The sequence below is a fragment of the Sphingomonas sp. NIBR02145 genome (genome assembly GCF_027359115.1).
Classification (GTDB): domain Bacteria; phylum Pseudomonadota; class Alphaproteobacteria; order Sphingomonadales; family Sphingomonadaceae; genus Sphingomonas; species Sphingomonas kyeonggiensis_A.
In genome coordinates this window covers 3,371,443-3,388,783 of the sequence record NZ_CP114791.1, presented here as the reverse complement: position 1 = coordinate 3,388,783, position 17,341 = coordinate 3,371,443, and the positions used below count along the sequence as shown (strand labels likewise).

The 17,341-nt window shown below is 68.4% G+C and carries 17 protein-coding genes and 1 tRNA gene; 9 read left to right on the top strand and 9 right to left on the bottom strand.

Going from position 1 to position 17,341, the window contains the following annotated elements:
- Positions 1 to 62 precede the first annotated feature (62 nt).
- Both O3305_RS15225 and O3305_RS15220 read right to left on the bottom strand, forming a co-directional pair.
- Positions 63 to 686 carry an LON peptidase substrate-binding domain-containing protein gene (locus O3305_RS15225; RefSeq protein WP_269573306.1) on the bottom strand — a complete coding sequence of 208 codons (624 nt, stop codon included), beginning with the start codon at positions 684 to 686 and terminating at the stop codon, positions 63 to 65.
- On the bottom strand, positions 683 to 1,585 hold the full coding sequence (locus O3305_RS15220; protein WP_184163407.1) for a tetratricopeptide repeat protein: 903 nt from the start codon (positions 1,583 to 1,585) through the stop codon (positions 683 to 685). The genes O3305_RS15225 and O3305_RS15220 overlap by 4 nt, the downstream gene beginning before the upstream one ends.
- 180 nt (positions 1,586 to 1,765) lie before the next feature.
- Between O3305_RS15220 and O3305_RS15215 the strand changes: the two genes are divergently transcribed.
- From O3305_RS15215 to O3305_RS15195, 5 genes are all read left to right on the top strand, one after another.
- Positions 1,766 to 1,840 (top strand) — tRNA-Gly (locus O3305_RS15215).
- A gap of 141 nt (positions 1,841 to 1,981) precedes the next feature.
- Complete coding sequence (locus tag O3305_RS15210; protein ID WP_269573305.1) at positions 1,982 to 2,383, top strand: DUF2147 domain-containing protein; 402 nt, start codon at positions 1,982 to 1,984, stop codon at positions 2,381 to 2,383.
- A 95-nt stretch (positions 2,384 to 2,478) separates the two neighbouring features.
- Complete coding sequence (locus O3305_RS15205; RefSeq protein ID WP_269573304.1) at positions 2,479 to 2,901, top strand: DUF2147 domain-containing protein; 423 nt, start codon at positions 2,479 to 2,481, stop codon at positions 2,899 to 2,901.
- Positions 2,902 to 2,961: 60 nt separating this feature from the next.
- Positions 2,962 to 3,774: a DUF72 domain-containing protein gene (locus tag O3305_RS15200; protein WP_269573303.1), complete on the top strand. Its 813-nt coding sequence runs from the start codon at positions 2,962 to 2,964 to the stop codon at positions 3,772 to 3,774.
- A 279-nt stretch (positions 3,775 to 4,053) separates the two neighbouring features.
- Positions 4,054 to 7,005, top strand: coding sequence for a TonB-dependent receptor domain-containing protein (locus O3305_RS15195; RefSeq protein WP_269573302.1), 2,952 nt, complete (start codon positions 4,054 to 4,056; stop codon positions 7,003 to 7,005).
- A 431-nt stretch (positions 7,006 to 7,436) separates the two neighbouring features.
- Here O3305_RS15195 and O3305_RS15190 read toward each other — a convergent pair whose 3' ends face one another.
- The 6 genes from O3305_RS15190 to hemC form a co-directional block, all read right to left on the bottom strand.
- Positions 7,437 to 8,546 (bottom strand): CaiB/BaiF CoA transferase family protein, encoded by a 1,110-nt coding sequence (locus O3305_RS15190; protein ID WP_269573301.1) that lies wholly within the window; start codon positions 8,544 to 8,546, stop codon positions 7,437 to 7,439.
- Positions 8,543 to 9,061: a GNAT family N-acetyltransferase gene (locus O3305_RS15185; protein ID WP_269573300.1), complete on the bottom strand. Its 519-nt coding sequence runs from the start codon at positions 9,059 to 9,061 to the stop codon at positions 8,543 to 8,545. The genes O3305_RS15190 and O3305_RS15185 overlap by 4 nt, the downstream gene beginning before the upstream one ends.
- On the bottom strand, positions 9,061 to 10,245 hold the full coding sequence (locus tag O3305_RS15180; protein WP_269573299.1) for an acyl-CoA dehydrogenase: 1,185 nt from the start codon (positions 10,243 to 10,245) through the stop codon (positions 9,061 to 9,063). Before O3305_RS15180 ends, O3305_RS15185 begins: the two co-directional genes overlap by 1 nt.
- A gap of 87 nt (positions 10,246 to 10,332) precedes the next feature.
- A complete protein-coding gene (locus tag O3305_RS15175) occupies positions 10,333 to 11,151 on the bottom strand; it encodes a hypothetical protein (RefSeq protein ID WP_269573298.1) in 819 nt (272 codons plus the stop codon).
- A 31-nt stretch (positions 11,152 to 11,182) separates the two neighbouring features.
- Positions 11,183 to 11,851, bottom strand: coding sequence for a uroporphyrinogen-III synthase (locus O3305_RS15170; protein ID WP_269573297.1), 669 nt, complete (start codon positions 11,849 to 11,851; stop codon positions 11,183 to 11,185).
- Positions 11,848 to 12,762, bottom strand: a complete 915-nt coding sequence (gene hemC, locus O3305_RS15165; RefSeq protein ID WP_269573296.1) for a hydroxymethylbilane synthase — start codon at positions 12,760 to 12,762, stop codon at positions 11,848 to 11,850. Before hemC ends, O3305_RS15170 begins: the two co-directional genes overlap by 4 nt.
- A gap of 291 nt (positions 12,763 to 13,053) precedes the next feature.
- Between hemC and tsaD the strand changes: the two genes are divergently transcribed.
- Genes tsaD through O3305_RS15150 form a run of 3 tightly spaced genes read left to right on the top strand, consistent with a single transcriptional unit; the run spans position 13,054 to position 15,586 of the window.
- A complete protein-coding gene (tsaD, locus tag O3305_RS15160) occupies positions 13,054 to 14,079 on the top strand; it encodes a tRNA (adenosine(37)-N6)-threonylcarbamoyltransferase complex transferase subunit TsaD (protein WP_269573295.1) in 1,026 nt (341 codons plus the stop codon).
- Positions 14,076 to 15,053, top strand: a complete 978-nt coding sequence (locus O3305_RS15155; protein WP_269573294.1) for an NAD(P)H-dependent glycerol-3-phosphate dehydrogenase — start codon at positions 14,076 to 14,078, stop codon at positions 15,051 to 15,053. Before tsaD ends, O3305_RS15155 begins: the two co-directional genes overlap by 4 nt.
- A gap of 11 nt (positions 15,054 to 15,064) precedes the next feature.
- Entirely contained in the window at positions 15,065 to 15,586 is a 522-nt protein-coding gene (locus O3305_RS15150; RefSeq protein WP_269573293.1) for a DUF1697 domain-containing protein, read from the top strand.
- A gap of 277 nt (positions 15,587 to 15,863) precedes the next feature.
- On the opposite strand, the gene O3305_RS15145 is transcribed toward O3305_RS15150, so the two are convergent.
- Positions 15,864 to 16,016 (bottom strand): DUF1674 domain-containing protein, encoded by a 153-nt coding sequence (locus tag O3305_RS15145; RefSeq protein ID WP_184163449.1) that lies wholly within the window; start codon positions 16,014 to 16,016, stop codon positions 15,864 to 15,866.
- Between the two features lie 35 nt (positions 16,017 to 16,051).
- Between O3305_RS15145 and O3305_RS15140 the strand changes: the two genes are divergently transcribed.
- Positions 16,052 to 17,338, top strand: a complete 1,287-nt coding sequence (locus tag O3305_RS15140; RefSeq protein WP_269573292.1) for an RsmB/NOP family class I SAM-dependent RNA methyltransferase — start codon at positions 16,052 to 16,054, stop codon at positions 17,336 to 17,338.
- The last annotated feature ends 3 nt before the right edge of the window (positions 17,339 to 17,341 follow it).

Below are 17,341 nucleotides of genomic sequence, written 5' to 3'. Positions count from 1 at the left end.
GCCGCGGCGTGCCGTTGCGCACCATGCGCAGGGGATCGCAGCCGCTTCCCGACCTTCGCTGATTATTGCAGCGTGACCTCGTCGTCCCCGTCGTGGCGGCCGTAGAATTGCATCAGCTGCACCACCAGCTCGCTGCGCTCGGCCAGCGTGTCCGCCTCGAGCAGCGCCTGTTTCGATGCCGCGTCGAACGGCGCGATCTGGGCGATGCCGTTGACCAGCGATTCGTCGTCGAGCCGGCTCACCGATTCCCAGTCGACCGCATAGCCGAGCACGTCGGCGAAGCGGCGCGATTCGATCTCCAGCGCGGCGCGCTCGGCCATCGCGAGCACTTCGATGTCGCCCACCGCCTCCAGCTCGGCTTCGACCTGGCGGAACGGCGTCGTGACGTCGAGCTCGCGCCGGATGATGAAGCGTGCCAGCCCCTCGAGCACGATGTCGAAGCGCCCGTCGTCGAGCGCTTCCACCTCGGCGATGCGGCCGACACAGCCGATCTCGAACAGGCCGGGCGGGTTGGCGGCGTCGCGCGGCTGGATCATCCCGATGCGCCGGTCGCGGACCAGCGCGTCGGAGACCATCGCCCGGTAGCGCGGCTCGAAGATGTGCAGCGGCAGGTGCATCCGCGGGAAGAGCAGCGCGCCGGCCAGCGGGAATACCGACAGCCGCGTGATCTTCCCCGAAGGCGTCATCCGAACAGGATCGCCGAAAGCTTGCGGCGCTGGGCGGATACCCAGGGATCTTCCAGGCCGACTGCCTCGAACAGCTTGAGCAGCCGCTGGCGGGCGGCGCCTTCGTTCCATTCGCGGTCGTCTCGCACCATGGCGAGCAGCGTTTCGGCGGCGCCGTCGCGGTCGCCCGAGGCCATCTGGCCGCCGGCGAGTTCGTAGCGCGCTTCCATGTCGCCGGTGGCGGCCTGGGCGGCGAGGCCCGACAGGTCCTCTACCGGCTGGGCTTCCTTGGCGAGTGCGATCGCGGCGCGGGCCTGCTCGATCTCGGCACCCTTGGCGTCCTCGGGCAGGGCCGCGAGCACCGATTCGGCTTCCTCGGCGCGGCCCAGCGCCAGCAGGGCACGGGCGCGGCCGGCGGCGACCACGGGATGCTCGGGCACCAGCTCGGCGATCTGCTCGAAGATCGACAGCGCGCGTTCCGGATCATTCTCCGCCAGCGACTGCTCGCCCATCTCGATCAGCGGCTCCAGCTCGGCTTCGGCCTGGGCCTCGGTGCTCTGCACCGGCAGCTGGCGCAGCAGCTGGTCGAGCATCGTGCGCAGCTGCGATTCGGTGCGCGCCGAGCTGAGGTCGGCGACCAGCTGGCCCTGGAACATCGCATAGACGGTCGGGATCGAGCGGACCTGGAACTGGTTGGCGATGAACTGGTTCGCGTCGACATCGACCTTGGCGAGGATCACGCCCTTGCCGGCATAGTCGGTCGCCACCTTTTCCAGGATCGGAGTCAGCGCCTTGCAGGGGCCGCACCATTCCGCCCAGAAATCGATCATGACGAGGCTGGTCATCGAGGGCTCGACGACGTCCCGGCGGAAGCCGTCCACGGCTTCCTTTTCCGCGGGGGTGAGTCCAAGCGTGGCCAAGGTGTCTGCTCCTGAAAAAGATGCGCTTCGGTTCGTCGCGATATGTGGGCTTTCAGGGGCGATGCGCCAAGCCTTTAAAAAAACTGTGGCGATAGGGGTTGCGGACCCAAAAAGCCGGTGCTAGTGGCCGCGCCTCACCCAGCCCGGTGGCGCTTCGCTGCCCCGGACTAGAACGCCAGAGCGGGCGTAGCTCAGGGGTAGAGCACGACCTTGCCAAGGTCGGGGTCGAGGGTTCGAATCCCTTCGCCCGCTCCAGCGTTTCCCACCGGATTTCCGGTGCCTGGGAAACGAACTTCAGAAAATCTGTCACCTTCCGCCGGCGTTCGACGATTCGATCCGCGCCTAGCCTATCGGATGGCTTGCGCGGGCCCGGGGTCGGATGACAAAGTGTTGCCGATGATCGCACGGCTCGCTCTGGCGCTTGGCGCCGCTCTTCTCGCTTCCGCCGCTTCCCCGCCCGACGGGATCGAGGGCGTATGGCGCAACCCGCACAACAGCGTCCACATCCGCTACGAGCCCTGTGGCAAGGGCGCGATCTGCGGTACCGTCGTCTGGGCCAGCGACAAGGCGATCGCGGATGCCAGGCGCGGCGGCACCGAGAACCTGATCGGCACCCCGATCTTCCGCAATCTCTACAGGAACGGCCCGAATCGCTGGAAGGGCAGCGTGTTCGTCCCCGATATCCGCAAGACCTTCTCGGGCACCGTGACGATCGACGGCGACCAGATGATCGGCCGGGGATGCCTGGTGCTCGGCGTCGGCTGCAAGTCGCAGACCTGGTCGCGAATCACCGAGTGATTCGGAACGCTGGGTTTCCGTAAGCGGCCTTGTTCGAGGGGGCCGGGCTTTCCACTTCAGCGGGCATACAGGTTCCAACCGCAAGAAGCCCCGCCATGTTCGGAAAAGTCCTTCGGGCGATTCTGCCCGCATTCGTGCTGTTCTCGCTCGCCACCCCCGCATCGGCAGGTTCGCCGCCCGACGCGCCGATCGCCAGCGAGTGGCGCAATCCCAGCAACAGCGTCCACATCCGCATCGACAATTGCGGCGGCGCGGTCTGCGGCACGATCACCTGGGCCAGCGACAAGGCGATCGCCGACGCCAGGCGCGGCGGCACCACCCAGCTGGTCGGCACCCGGTTGTTCCGCGACCTCAAGCCCGCCGGCCAGGGCAAGTGGAGCGGCAAGGTGTTCGTCCCCGACATCCGCCAGACCTTCTCGGGCACGATCCAGTTCCAGGACGGCGACAAGATGGTCGGCAAGGGCTGCGTGCTGTTCGGCATCATCTGCAAGGCCCAGACCTGGTCGCGGGTGCGCTAAGCGGGTTTGACCGCCAGCTTCGGGCTGGCGGCCTCCCGGCAAGCGGCTAGGGTGCGCGACATGAGCAGTGCACCCATTCGAGTCGGCATCGGCGGCTGGACCTTCGAGCCCTGGCGCGGGACCTTCTATCCGGAGAAGCTCTCGCAGAAGAAGGAGCTGGAATACGCCTCGCGCCAGCTCACCGCGATCGAGATCAACGGCACCTATTATTCGAGCTTCAAGCCCGCCACCTTCGAGGGCTGGGCGAAGACCGTGCCCGACGGCTTCGTCTTCGCGGTCAAGGGCTCGCGCTTCTGCACCAATCGCAAGGTGCTGGCGGACGCCGGCGAATCGGTCGCCAGGTTCGTCGGCCAGGGCGTGGTCGAGCTCGGCGACCGGCTCGGCCCGCTGATGTGGCAGTTCATGGCCACCAAGAAGTTCGACGCCCAGGATTTCGGCGCGTTCCTCGACCTGCTCCCGCGCACCCATGAAGGCGTAAAGCTCCGCCACGCCGTCCAGGTGCGGCACGAGAGCTTCGCGGTGCCCGAGTTCGTCACCCTCTGCCGCAAGGCCGGCGTGGCGATCGTCTATGCCGATTCGCGGCAATATCCGGCGATCGCCGACATCACCGGCGACTTCGTCTATGCCCGGCTCGAGGCGGGCGAGGACGACAATCCCCATTGCTATCCCGACGCCGAGTTGCCGCGCTGGACCGAGGCGGCACGGACCTGGGCCTCGGGCGGCCGCCCGGCCGGTCTCCCCTATGTCGAGGACCAGGACCCGCCCGCGGTGCGACGTGAAACCTTCATCTTCTTCATCCATGGCGGCAAGGTCCGCGCACCCGCGGCGGCGCAGGAGCTGATCCGCCGGCTCGACGAGTCGAGCCAAGCCTGACGTCAAACCGTCGGCCCCGGTCGCGAGACTGCCCGAATCCGTCGCAATTCCGCCGTTTTCTCGCGGCGGGCGCGCATTTGCGAAACCCCACGGAAACAACTCAGTAAAAATGCGTGCCTTTCGGGATACAGCCGATTGGCAAAGCGCAACTTTATACCAACCGCCGCTTTACGCGCGAAACCCCTGCTCTCATCCAACGCACCGCACATGCCGTTTCAGGCGGTTTGAGCCAGTTCGTACCCACGCAATGTGCGCGTGGGGCAGTATGAAAAGGGTATCATGTTTACGCGTAACATCGCTCGCACGCTGCGTGCAGGCACCGCCTTGTCGGCGCTGACCCTGGCCACCAGCCTCCTCGCCGTCCCCGCCTTCGCGCAGGACACCGCTCCCACCCCCACCGCCGAACAGACCGCTCCGGCGGCCGACGAAGCCCCCGAAATCGTCGTCACCGGCTCGCTCTTCGCGACCAAGGTCACCACCTCGCCGGTGACCACCGTCACCGCCGACACGCTCGATGCCAAGGGCATCACCACCGTGCAGGACGGCCTGCAGCGCCTCGCCGCCAATAACGGCCCGACGCTCACCAACAGCTTCTCGGCAAACGGCGCGTTCGCCGGCGGCGCCTCGGCGATCTCGCTGCGCGGCCTGTCGACCAACTCGACGCTGGTGCTGTTCGACGGCATGCGCGCGGCCTATTATCCGCTCGCCGACGACGCGACCCGCAACTTCGTCGATCTGAACACGATTCCGGACGACATCATCGACCGCGTCGAAGTGCTCAAGGACGGCGCTTCGTCGAGCTACGGCGCCGATGCGATCGCGGGCGTGGTCAACATCATCACCAAGCGCAGCTTCCAGGGCGTCTCGGCCCGCGCCGAGGCCGGCGTCTCGCAGGACGGCATCGCCGCCAGCCAGCGCTTCTCGGTCACCGCCGGTACCGGCGATCTCGATCGTGACGGCTTCAACGCGTACATCAGCGGCTTCTATTTCCACTCGGACGCAGTCTACACCAAGGACCTGCGCGCGCCGTTCAACTCGGACGACCAGACCAGCATCGGCGGGCCGAACAACCTCGTGAACGGCGACAATTTCGCACCGACCTATGCCGGTTCGAACATCTATGCCGCGCCGGGTTCGGGCGGTCGCTACCAGCTGCTCCAGTCGGGCTGCGCCAATGGCAACCTGACCCAGACGACCGCCGCCCAGCAGGCGGCCAGCGGCCTGCTGCCGACCTCGATCTGCCAGCAGGACCTGACCAACCAGTATGGCGTGGTCGCGCCGCAGGTCGATCGCTTCGGCGTCTCGGCGCATGTCGCCAAGACCTTCGGCGATTCGACGGAAGCCTATCTCGAAGTGAACTTCCAGCAGTCGCGCAGCCAGTATAGCGGCGCTGCCTCGTCGATCTACGCCAACGCGCCGGCCGGCATCTACTATGCGCCGTTCTCGACGCGTGGCACCGGCGCCGCCTTCGCACCCGGCTCGGGCGCGCTGACCCTCCCGGTCTATGTCTGCGCCGCGCGCGTGAACTGCACCGCGGCCAACGGCACGCTCAACCCGAACAACCCGTTCGCGGCTTCGGGCCAGACGGCGACGATCATCGGCGCGATGCCGAACCTGACCCGCCAGGACGAGACGCGCAGCCGCGTGTACCGTGCCGCTGCGGGCATCAAGGGCACCTTCGGCGACGACTGGAACTACAAGGTCGACGCGACGGCGATGCACACCGACCTGCGTCGCACGATGAACGGCTATGTCTATATCCAGCACCTGCTGGATGTGATCGCCGACGGTTCGTACAACTTCGTGAACCCGGCGGCGAACAGCCAGGCGACGCTGAACTATCTGGCGCCGGAACTGAACGTCGATGCGTCCTCGGATCTCTACCAGGTCCAGGCGAGCGTCAACAAGTCGCTGTTCGAGCTGCCGGGTGGCCCGGCGCAGCTCGGCTTCGGCGGTTCGTTCTTCTACGAAGCGGTCGATTCGCCCTCGGCGAACAGCGACATCAACGGTCCGACCCAGCGCTACTTCACGATCAACGCGTTCGGCACCAAGGGCAACCGCACGGTCACCTCGGGCTTCGGCGAGCTGAGCCTGCCGATCCTCCAGCAGGTCGAGCTCAACCTGTCGGGTCGCTATGACCATTACTCGACCGGCCAGGGCTATTTCTCGCCCAAGGTCGGCGCGAAGATCACCCCGATCGACATGCTGACGGTGCGCGGCACCTGGTCGCGTGGTTTCCGTATCCCGTCCTTCGGCGAGTCGAACGCACTCCCGACGACCGGCTACGTGACCAACTCGGCTGGCCTGTTCAACGATGCATACCTGGCCCAGTATGGCTGCTCGGTCGCGACGTTCAGCACCGCCTGCCCGCAGTATCTGCGTACCGCGAGCTACGGCCAGACCACGCTCGCTTCGCCGGATCTGAAGCCGGAGAAGTCGCGCAGCATCACGCTGGGCGCGGTGTTCACGCCGATGCGCAACGTGTCGCTCTCGGTTGACTACTTCAACATCAAGAAGACCGACGCGATCACCTCGCTGTCGTCGGCCGCGGCCCTCCAGGCCTATTATTCCGGCCAGGCGATCCCGGCTGGCTACACGGTCATCCCGGATGCGGTGGATCCGGCCAACCCGTCGGCGCTGCCGCGCGTTGCCTATGTCCAGTCGCACTATGTCAACGCCAACACCCAGAAGGCGGAAGGCATCGACTTCGGAGCGAACGCTCGCTTCAACGTCGGCGCGGTGACCTGGACGAGCAACCTCGACGCCACGCTCATGCTCGAGCTCAGCACCACGCTGGCAGACGGCACGCGCGAGACCTATGTCGACACGCTCGGCAACTACAACCTCACCGCGGGTTCGGGCACCTTCCGCTGGAAGGGCAGCTGGATGAACAGCTTCGCGATCGGCAACTACACGGTTACCGGTACGGCCAACTACACCTCGGGCTATGACCTCTCGGCCATGGACCAGGGCAATGCGTACAAGGATTGCGGCCTTGCGCCGTCGCCCGCGTACACCGGTTGCCGCGTGAAGAGCTACTTCACCTTCGACCTCAACATGACCGCCAAGGTCGCGGACAAGTTCACGATCTACGCGAACGTGCTGAACCTGTTCGATCGCCTGCCGGACTATGATCCGGTCACCTATGGCGCGTATCTCTACAACCCGGTCCAGGCCGGCGACGGCATCTATGGTCGCCGCTTCTCGGTCGGCGCGAAGGTCAATTTCTGATCTTTCGTCAGGACTGATACGAAAGAGGGCGGTCCCGAAAGGGGCCGCCCTTCTTCTTTGGGAAGGCGGCTGTCCCTATCGCGCGCTCCCATCGCTCCCAGTAATCCGCCGCCCTGTCACTCCGTCGCCATGCTACTCCGTCATCCCCGCGCAGGCGGGGATCCATTGCCGCTGCGGGCAATGAGACTCGCTTCGGCAGCCAGAATGGATCCCCGCCTGCGCGGGGATGACGATGGAATGCTTTCCAGCGTTACCGTTCCCCGGCGAAGGCCGGGGCCCAGTTTCGGCGCAGCATCGATGGCGCAGGAACCTCTCGAACGACGTTGCGACTGGGGCCCCGGCCTTCGCCGGGGAACAGTCAGGCGGTGACGGGTGAATCCGACTGCAATCCTCCCCCGGGGGAGGATTGCACGCGTGCCCTATATCGCCCCCTAAGGCCGCTTCGGGCTCGCCCGGTCCGCCACCATCCGCTCGCCGTCGATCGTGATAGGCGAGGCGATGCCCGGCAGCCCGTCGCGCTCGATCCTCATGCCGCGCGCCACCACCTGCGGATCGGCGAACACTTCGCCGACATTGTTGATCGGCCCGGCCGGCACGCCCTCGGCCTCCAGTGCCTCGTACAGGTCGGCCTTGGCCCATTGCCGGATCGCCGCGTCGAGCAGCGGGATCAGCGTATCGCGATTCATCACCCGCGCCGGATTGGTCGCGAAGCGCGGGTCGCTGCCATAGTCGAGCCCCAGCACCCCGCAGAGCTTGCGGAACTGCGAGTCATTGCCCACCGCGATGATCAACGCGCCGTCGCGGGTGTCGAACGCCTGATAGGGCACCAGGTTCGCATGGCCGTTGCCCATCCGCCCCGGCACCTTGGCCGGGTTGGCCATCCAGTTGAGCGCCTGGTTGGCGAGTACGCCCACCTGGGTGTCGAGCAGCGCCATGTCGATATGCGCGCCTTGCCCGGTGGCGTCACGGCGTCGCAGCGCCGCGAGGATCGCCACCGCCGAATAGACGCCGGTGAAGATGTCGGCATAGGCGATGCCGGCCTTTTGCGGCGCGCCGTCGGGCTCGCCGGTCAGGCTCATCGCGCCGCCCATGCCCTGGATGATGAAGTCGTATCCCGCGCGCGGCGCATAGGGGCCGGTCTGGCCGAAGCCGGTGATCGAGCAGACCACCAGCCGCGGGTTGAGCGCGCGCAGGCTCGCGGCGTCGAGCCCGTATTTGACCAGCCCGCCGACCTTGTAGTTCTCGATGACGACGTCCGCCTCGGCCACCAGCGCGCGCACCGCCGCCTGCCCCTCCGGGGTGGCGATGTCGATCGCCCGGCTCTCCTTGCCGCGGTTGCAGGCATGGAAATAGGCGGCGTCAAGAGTCGAGCCGTCCGCGTCGTGCAGGAAGGGCGGGCCCCAATGGCGGGTATCGTCGCCTTCGCCCGGCCGCTCGATCTTGATCACCTCGGCGCCCAGGTCGGCGAGCAGCTGCCCGCACCAGGGTCCCGCGAGGATCCGCGCCAGCTCGACGACCCTGATCCCCTCCAGCGGCTTCACGGCCGGTGGATCTCGTAGATCAGGTGCGGCTTCATCTCGCCGGCCATCAGCCGGTCGACAATGCCCGGCCGCGCGGTGCCGCCGATCTTCTCCATGGCCTTGCGCGAACGCACATTGTCCACGCCGACGGTGAACACCGCGGTGCGCACATAGCGGTGGATATGATTGAGCATCAGCCGCTTGATCTCGCGATTGTACGTCCCGCCCCAGAATGCGCGGGCGAGATAGGTCCAGCCGATCTCGATCTCGTCGGCCTCGGGCTCCCAATTGTCGAAGCGCGACGATCCGATCACCTGGCCGCTGGCCTTGTCGATGATCGTCAGCGCGCCGCCACTGGCCAGGCCGGCGTCGAAATAGGCGCGGAACACCGGCTCCTGCCAGCGGTCATGCGCCGGGTGGACTTCCCAGACGAGCGGATCGCTCGCCACCGCGTAGAGCGCGTTCCAGTCCTCCGGCGTGCTGGGACGCAGCGTCACCAGCGCGCCTTCGAGGGTCGGCTGCCGGTCGGGCGTCATCAGAACGCCGCGATCCCGGTGATCGCCCGGCCCAGGATCAGGCCGTGGACGTCGTGGGTGCCTTCGTAGGTGTTGACCGTCTCGAGGTTGATCGCATGGCGCAGCACATGGAATTCGGCCGAGATGCCGTTGCCGCCATGCATGTCGCGGGCGATGCGGGCGATGTCGAGCGCCTTGCCGCAATTGTTGCGCTTGATGATGCTGATCGCTTCCGGGGCGAGCGTGCCCTCGTCGAACATGCGTCCGGCCCGCAGCGCCGCCTGCAGGCCGAGCGCGATCTCGGTCTCCATGTTGGCGAGCTTGAGCTGGACCAGCTGGTTGGCGGCCAGTGGCTTGCCGAACTGGGCGCGGTCGAGCGTATATTGCCGCGCGGCGTGGAAGCAGGCCTCGGCGGCGCCCATGCTGCCCCAGGCGATGCCGTAGCGCGCGCGGTTGAGGCAGCCGAACGGCCCCTTGAGCCCCTGCACCTCGGGCAGCAGCGCGTCCTCGCCCACTTCGACGCCGTCCATCACGATCTCGCCGGTGATCGACGCGCGGAGCGACAGCTTGCCCTCGATCTTCGGCGCGGAGAGCCCCTTCATGCCCTTTTCGAGCACGAATCCCTTGATCCCGCCGCCATGCGCCTCGCTCTTCGCCCAGACGACGAACACGTCGGCGATCGGCGAGTTGGTGATCCACATCTTCGAGCCGGTGAGGCGATAGCCGCCGTCGATCTTCGCCGCGCGGGTACGCATGCCGCCCGGGTCCGAGCCGGCATCCGGCTCGGTCAGCCCGAAGCAGCCGACCCATTCGCCGGTCGCCAGCTTGGGGAGGTATTTCCGCTTCTGTTCCTCAGTGCCGTATGCGTTGATCGGGTGCATCACGAGCGAGCTCTGCACCGACATCGCCGAGCGATAGCCCGAATCGACCCGCTCGACCTCGCGCGCCACCAGCCCGTAGGACACATAGCCCAGCCCCGCGCCGCCATAGGCCTCGGGGATCGTCGCGCCGAGCAGCCCCAGCGCGCCCATCTCGGACATGATCTCGCGGTCGAAATGCTCGTCGAGATAGGCCCGCGTCACTCGCGGCAGCAGTTCGCCCTGCGCGTAGTCCCGCGCGGCATCGCGGACCATCCGCTCCTCATCGGTCAGCTGCGCATCGAGCCCGAAGGGATCCGCCCAGTCGAACCGGCCCATCTCCGCCATTTCCTCGTCCTTCTCTAGTTCTCGGCCGTCCTAACGGCTCCGCATCCCGCTGCGTGTCGGGATGGCTTCATGGGGTATAGGATGCGGCTATCCCGCCGGGGGCGCAGGCGGCGGCGTATCCATCGCCGCCCGCTCGATATCGGTGAGCGCCACCCGCGCCGCGACATAGCGCCGCGCCGCCGCGGTCCAGCTCTCGGCGCTCGACACGCCCGGCATGTGCGCCACTTCCGCCAGCGCCGCCTCGACATCGCCGCGATCGAGCGCGCGCCGCGCCCGGCGCAGCCGCTCGGCCGGCAGCGGGCTCGGCGTATCGGCCTGGCGCAGCACCACCAGGTTGCCGAGCATCCGCCGCACCTTGTTCCACAAACTGTCGTTGGGATCGTTCGCCAGCCGTACCGCCAGCGTATCGAGCGCGAGCCGCAAATCCTCCAGCGTCACCGGCTGTGCCGCCGCGCGCAGGATCGCGGCGACCGATTCGCCGTTCCGCTCGCCGAAGCGCTGCTTGAGCTGCCCCTCGAGCGGCCCCAGCGGCTGGCCGCGCTCGATCGCGCGCCGCGTCGCAAAGGCGACCAGGATCCGTTCCGCCCGCGTCGCATAGGCCGCGGCCCCCCGCGAGCTCGCCTCCGAATCGCGGATGCGCAGCTCGATCTGGTCGAGCTTGCCCGCCAGCATCGTCTCGCGCGCCGCCAGCGTCGCCAGATCGGTGCCCGGCGGCAGCGCCGGCACGGACACGCTGGCAGGCGCGGGCAGCGGCGCGGGCGCCGGCGCGCGCGGGGAAAATCCGCCGGCCAGGCCGACCGCGCCGATGCTCACGCCGATGCCGGCGGTAAAGGCGATGGTGCCGATCAGGCTGGCGCTCCGCCACCACGGCACGCGCGGCTGGGGCGCGAGGGTCTCGTCGCTCATATGCCCTTAATCGCTGCCCGCACCCGCCCGGTCAATCGGCGAGGTGCAGCGCAAGCGCGATCAGCGTGTCCGGCCGCATGTCGCCGGCGACTTCGACCCGCCGCCACCCGGTGCCCGCCGCCGCGGCCGCCCGCGCGCTGATCGCGGCGATGCTGGTGATCGCGCGGTGGTCGGGCGCCACCAGCTCGGCGAGCCGCGCCCCGGCCCGCGCCGACTGGACCAGCGCCACACTGCCGCGCAGCCGCACCGCCTGCCCGGGCGCAACGTCGAGCGGCGCGCTGGCATAGACGGGGATCGCCCGCGTCACGACGCCGCCCGCCCGCAACACCGCCTCGCGCCCGCCCAGCCACAGCGCCCGGGTCACCCCCGCCGCCTCGGCCGCGGCGACCAGCGCGTCCGCGCCGCCTTCGCCGACATGCGCCACCCGGAAGCCCGCCCGCGCCGCGGCCTCGGCGGTCACCCGCCCCACCGCATATACCGGCAGCCCGAGCAGCCCGCCCAGCTGGCCGCCCCCGTGGCGCAGCGCATTGGCGCTGGTCAGCAGCAGCGCGTCGAACCCGGCCGGATCGGGCGCGTCCCACGCCACCGGTGCCGCCGCGAACAGCGGCAGCCGGATCGCCGTCCGCCCTGCCGCCTCGATCGCCGCCGCGGTCACGCGGTTGCCGGGCTCGGGCCGGAGCACGGCGATCGGCCGGCTCATCCCTCGAACAGGCGGCGCACCGTTTCGGGCGCGCGCTCGAGCAGGTCGCGCGCCAGCGCCGCCGGCAGGTCATGGTCGAGCGGCGCGCCTTCGATCGCGCCATGGACATGCGCGGTGCCATCCTCGCTCAGCAGCTCGGCCTCGAGCGTCAATATGCCGCCCTCGATGGTCGCCAGCGCCGCCACCGGCGAATGGCAATCGGCCTTCAACGCCGCGAGCAGCGCCCGCTCGGCGGAGACGCAGCCATGCGTCACCGCATCGTCGATCGCGCCTACCAGCTCGCGGGCATGCGCGTCGTCGGCGCGGATTTCCACGCCCACCGCGCCCTGTGCCGGTGCCGGCAGCATCACATTGGTGGGGATCTCGACGCCGACGTCATGACGTCCCAGCCGCGCCAGCCCCGCCGCCGCCAGCAGCGTCGCATCGGCCTCGCCGGCGGCCAGCCTGGCCAGCCGCGTATCGACATTGCCGCGGAACAGCACCGTCCTGAGGTCCGGCCGCAGTTTCCGCACCTGGGCGGCGCGGCGTGGCGAGCTGGTGCCGAGCACGCCGCCCTGCGGGATCGCGTCGATCGATTCGGCCCCCACCAGCCGGTCGCGCACATCGGCGCGCGGCAGCATCGCGGCGATCGCGATCATGTCGGTGCGGAAGGTCTCGACATCCTTCATCGAATGGACGCAGGCATCGATCTCGCCGGCGAGCAGCGCCCGGTCGAGTTCCTTGGTCCACAGCGCCTTGCCGCCGATCTCGGCGAGCGCGCGGTCCTGCACCTTGTCGCCGGTGGTCTTGATCACGACGATCTCGAAGGCGGCATCGGGCAGGCCATGCGTCGCCATCAGCGCATCGCGCACCATGTTCGCCTGCGCCAGCGCCAGCGGCGAACCCCGCGTCCCGAGTTTGAAAACGGTCATGCGAAATGCCTTACCGGCTGATGCGCCGCTTGTCGAAGCGGCTGCTCCAAACTGCTTCCCCGGCTGATATTGAAGCGTATACCCCTCCGCCGTCATCCCCGCGAAGGCGGGGATCCATTCTGGCTGGCCCAAGTGAGTCTCACCGAACGCAGCGGCAATGGATCCCCGCCTGCGCGGGGATGACGATCGCTGCGGGCAAGACGCCCCACACCCACCAAAATCCCCCCGCCACTTCGACAATCGCCCCGCGACACCCTAGATGCGCAACCAACGGAGCATGAAGAGAACACAATGGCCCTGATCCTCGGCCTCGAATCGAGTTGCGATGAAACCGCCGCCGCCCTGGTCACCACCGATCGGCAGGTGCTGGCGCACAAGCTTGCGCGCCAGGAAGCCGCGCATCGTCCCTATGGCGGCGTCGTCCCCGAAATCGCGGCGCGCGCGCATGTCGAGGCGATCGGCCCGCTGATCCAGGGTGCGTTCGAGGAAGCCGGCGTCACCCTCGCCGATGTCGATGCGATCGCCGCCACCGCCGGCCCCGGGCTGATCGGTGGCGTCATGGTTGGCCTGGTCACCGGCAAGGCGCTGGCGCTCGCCGGCAACAAGCCGCTGATCGCGGTCAACCATCTCGAAGGGCACGGCCTGTCGCCGCGCCTAACCGATCCCGATCTCCACTTCCCCTATCTGCTGCTGCTCGTCTCGGGCGGCCATTGCCAGCTGCTGCTGGTCGAGGGCGTCGGCAAATATCAGCGTCTCGCCACCACGATCGACGATGCCGCCGGCGAAGCCTTCGACAAGACCGCCAAGATGCTCGGCCTCGGCTTTCCCGGCGGCCCGGCGGTCGAGGAAGCCGCCGCGCGCGGCAACCCCAAGGCGGTGCCGCTGCCCCGCCCGTTGCTCGGTTCGGCCGAGCCGCATTTCTCCTTCGCCGGCCTCAAGAGCGATGTCGCCCGCAAGGTCGGCCTCTACAGCGCCGAGGATATCGCCGCGTCCTTCCAGCAGGCGGTGGTCGATTGCCTGATCGATCGCACCCGCCGCGCCATCGAGCGGGTCGAAGCGACCGCTTTGGTCGTCGCCGGCGGGGTCGCCGCGAACAAGGCGGTGCGCACCGCATTGGAGCAGCTTGCCGTCGAATCGAACCTGCGCTTCGTCGCGCCGCCGCTCTGGCTGTGCACCGATAATGCGGCGATGATCGGCTGGGCGGGAGCCGAACGCTTCCTCGCCGGTTTCAGCGATCCGCTCGACGTGGCGGCGCGGCCGCGCTGGCCGCTCGATCCGGATGCGGAAAAGGTCCGTGGTGCGGGAGTAAAGGCATGAAGATTGGCGTCATCGGCGGCGGTGCCTGGGGCACGGCGCTCGCCCAGGTCGCGGCACGCGGCGAGCAGGACGTGCTGCTCTGGGCGCGCGAGCCGGAAGTGGTCGAGAGCGTCAACGCGCGCCACAGCAACGATCTGTTCCTGGCGAACGTCCCGCTCAGCCCGAGCATCCGGGCCACCGGCAACCTCGCCGATCTGGCCGGCATGGAAGCGCTGCTGGTCGTCGCCCCCGCCCAGCATGTCCGCGCGGTCCTGTCCGAAACCCCGGTCGGCAACACGCTGCTGGTGCTCTGCGCCAAGGGGATCGAGGCCGGCACCAAGCTGCTGGTCGGCGAAGTCGCGCACCAGGTCGCGCCCGATGCCCCGCTCGCGGTGCTCTCCGGCCCCACCTTCGCGCACGAGGTCGCCGCCGGTAAGCCCACTGCCGTCACGCTCGCCTGCGAGCATGAGGCGCTGCGCACGCGCCTGTCCGATCGCCTCGCCGGCCCGGCCTTCCGCACCTATGGCTCGGACGATGTCGTCGGCGCGGAGATCGGCGGCGCGGTCAAGAACGTCCTCGCCATCGCCTGCGGCGTGGTCGAGGGCGCCGGGCTCGGGCTCAACGCCCGCGCCGCGCTGATCGCGCGCGGCTTTGCCGAGATGACCCGCTTCGGCATGGCCCGCGGTGCCCAGGCGGAAACGCTCACCGGCCTGTCGGGCCTTGGCGATCTCGTCCTCACCTGCTCCTCCACCAATTCGCGCAACTTCTCGCTCGGCCTCGGGCTGGGGCAGGGCCGGAGCGCCGCCGAGTTGATGGCCGATCGCAAGACCGTGGCCGAAGGTGCCTTCACCGCGCCCGTCCTCCGCGAAGCCGCCCGCGATGCCGGGGTCGACATGCCGGTCACCGAAGCGGTCAACGCGCTGCTCGAAGGCGCGCCGGTGGCCAAGGTGGTCGAAGCCTTGCTCAGCCGCCCCTTGCGGGAAGAAAAGCTGTGAAATGGGCGGCGATGCTGCGGGGGATCAACCTCGGCAAGCGCCAGCTCAAATCGGCGGAGTTGAAGGCCGTGGTCGAGGGGCTCGGCTTCACCCAGGTGAAGACGATCCTCGCCTCGGGCAATGTCGTGTTCGAAGCGGGGGACGCCACGCCTGAGGCACTCGAGCGCGATCTCCATGCCGCGCTGGAAAAGGCGACCGGGCTCAAGTCCGATGTCTATGTCCGCAATCGCGCCGATCTTGCGACGCTGGTCGCGGCCAATCCCTTCCCGAAGGAAGCCGAGGAGCGCCCGAGCTTTCTCGTCGTCACCTTCCACCGCGAACCGCCAAGCCAGGCGGCGATCGACAAGCTCCTCGAAAGCCATGACGGCCCCGAGCGGATGGTGATCCTCGGCCGTGAGCTGTTCACCGATTTCCCCGAAGGCCAGGCCCGCTCGAACCTGATTCCCGCGATGCAGAAGGCCAAGCTCGCCCACGCCAATACCGGCCGCAACTGGAACACGGTGCTCAAGCTGCTGACGGCGCTGGGGGAGTAACCTTCCTCAATTGCTTCCAAATTCCGTCATTCCCGCGAAGGCGGGAATCCATTCTGGCTGGTTTTGGTGAGACTCACTGCATTCAGCGGCAATGGATCCCCGCCTTCGCGGGGATGACGAGGAAGAAGAGGAAGAAGAAGTTCTGGGTCAGCCACCACCCAGTTCCCCGGCCCAGTTCCCCGGCGAAGGCCGGGGCCCAGTCTCGGCGCACTGTCGATGGCGCGGGAACCTCTCGAACGACATGGCAACGGGACCCCGGCCTTCGCCGGGGAACATGCTAGAAGTCGACGGCGATACCCTTGCGCTCCCAATCGCCATAGCGAGTCGGGTCGAGCGCATCGGGCTCCTTCTCCGCCGGCGCGGGCTTGGGCACGGGCGGGCTGGGCGTCAGATACGCAGGCGGTTTCACATTTGCGGGGCGCTGGGCCATAGGCTGCAGATCGTCCTTCCAATCCACGAGGTCAAGTGAAGCCCCCACGTCGCCCCAATCCCCGCCAGTCCGCGCCCGATGGCCCCGGCGTCCCCACCCGTCGCGCGGCGCTGAAGCTGCTCGATGCGGTGCTCCGGCGCGGGCTGGCGCTGGAGCAGGCGCTCGATTCGGCGGCGCAGGGTCTCGCGCCCAATGATCGCGGGCTTGCCCATGCGATTGCCGCCGAAGTGCTGCGCCGCTTGCCCGATCTCGATGCGCTGATCGATTCGGCGACCAAGCAGACGCTGCCCGAGGATGCCAAGGCGCGCTTCGCCTTGCGCATCGCTTTGGTGCAGGCGCTGGCGCTCGGCACGCCGGGCCATGCCGCGATCTCCACCGTGCTGCCCTTGGTCGATGGCGGTCCGCGCAAGCTGGTCCATGGCGTGTTCGGCACTTTGGTCCGCCAGGGCGTGACCCTGCCCGAGCCGCCGGCGCTGCCCGATGCGGTGGCGCTGCGCTGGCACGCCGCCTGGGGCGACCAGATGATCGAGGATGCCGAGCGCGCGATTGCGGTGCCGCCGCCGCTCGACCTTACGCTGCGCGATCCCGCGGTCGTGCCCGATCTGCCCGGCACCAGCCTGATCGCCGGCCAGCTTCGTCTCGACGAGAAGGGGCCGGTGGCGATGCTGCCCGGCTATGCCGAGGGCGACTGGTGGGTGCAGGATCTCGCCGCCTCGATGCCGGCGCGGCTTTTGGGCAAGGGCGCGGGCACGGTGCTCGACCTGTGCGCGGCGCCGGGGGGCAAGACGCTGCAATTGGCGGCGGCGGGCTGGCAGGTGACGTCCGTGGACGTGTCGGAAAGTCGTCTGGCGCGACTTCACGAGAATCTGGAGCGCACCGGTCTTGAAGCGCAGGTGGTCGAGGCCGATCTCCTGAAATGGGTGCCTTCGGGGACGGTGGATGCGATCCTGCTCGATGCGCCGTGCAGCGCGACGGGCATCTTCCGCCGCCATCCCGATGTGCTCCACCGGGTACGGCCCAGCCTGATCCGCGAGATGGCCGAGCTGCAGGGCAAATTGCTCGCCCGCGCGGCCGATTGGGTAAGGCCCGGCGGCACGCTGGTATACGCGACTTGCTCGCTGGAACCGTCGGAGGGCGAAGAGCAGCTCGAATCCTTCCTCCTGCGCGACCCGCGATATAAAATTGCGCCGATCGCGTCGGAGGAGCTGCCTCAGGGCGTGCATGCGAAGGAAGATGGAACGCTGCGGTTGCTGCCGGGAATGCTGGCGGATGCCGGCGGGCTGGACGGCTTCTTCATCGCGCGGCTGGTCCGCATGGCCTGATAA

What these genes read in the sequence shown, in the direction of transcription:
- O3305_RS15225 (WP_269573306.1), bottom strand. Translation starts at nt 686, where the DNA reads ATGACGCCTTCGGGGAAGATCACGCGGCTGTCGGTATTCCCGCTGGCC.
- O3305_RS15210 (WP_269573305.1), top strand. Translation starts at nt 1,982, where the DNA reads ATGATCGCACGGCTCGCTCTGGCGCTTGGCGCCGCTCTTCTCGCTTCC.
- O3305_RS15205 (WP_269573304.1), top strand. Translation starts at nt 2,479, where the DNA reads ATGTTCGGAAAAGTCCTTCGGGCGATTCTGCCCGCATTCGTGCTGTTC.
- O3305_RS15200 (WP_269573303.1), top strand. Translation starts at nt 2,962, where the DNA reads ATGAGCAGTGCACCCATTCGAGTCGGCATCGGCGGCTGGACCTTCGAG.
- O3305_RS15195 (WP_269573302.1), top strand. Translation starts at nt 4,054, where the DNA reads ATGTTTACGCGTAACATCGCTCGCACGCTGCGTGCAGGCACCGCCTTG.
- O3305_RS15185 (WP_269573300.1), bottom strand. Translation starts at nt 9,061, where the DNA reads ATGACGCCCGACCGGCAGCCGACCCTCGAAGGCGCGCTGGTGACGCTG.
- O3305_RS15180 (WP_269573299.1), bottom strand. Translation starts at nt 10,245, where the DNA reads ATGGCGGAGATGGGCCGGTTCGACTGGGCGGATCCCTTCGGGCTCGAT.
- O3305_RS15175 (WP_269573298.1), bottom strand. Translation starts at nt 11,151, where the DNA reads ATGAGCGACGAGACCCTCGCGCCCCAGCCGCGCGTGCCGTGGTGGCGG.
- O3305_RS15170 (WP_269573297.1), bottom strand. Translation starts at nt 11,851, where the DNA reads ATGAGCCGGCCGATCGCCGTGCTCCGGCCCGAGCCCGGCAACCGCGTG.
- hemC (WP_269573296.1), bottom strand. Translation starts at nt 12,762, where the DNA reads ATGACCGTTTTCAAACTCGGGACGCGGGGTTCGCCGCTGGCGCTGGCG.
- tsaD (WP_269573295.1), top strand. Translation starts at nt 13,054, where the DNA reads ATGGCCCTGATCCTCGGCCTCGAATCGAGTTGCGATGAAACCGCCGCC.
- O3305_RS15155 (WP_269573294.1), top strand. Translation starts at nt 14,076, where the DNA reads ATGAAGATTGGCGTCATCGGCGGCGGTGCCTGGGGCACGGCGCTCGCC.
- O3305_RS15150 (WP_269573293.1), top strand. Translation starts at nt 15,065, where the DNA reads ATGCTGCGGGGGATCAACCTCGGCAAGCGCCAGCTCAAATCGGCGGAG.
- O3305_RS15145 (WP_184163449.1), bottom strand. Translation starts at nt 16,016, where the DNA reads ATGGCCCAGCGCCCCGCAAATGTGAAACCGCCTGCGTATCTGACGCCC.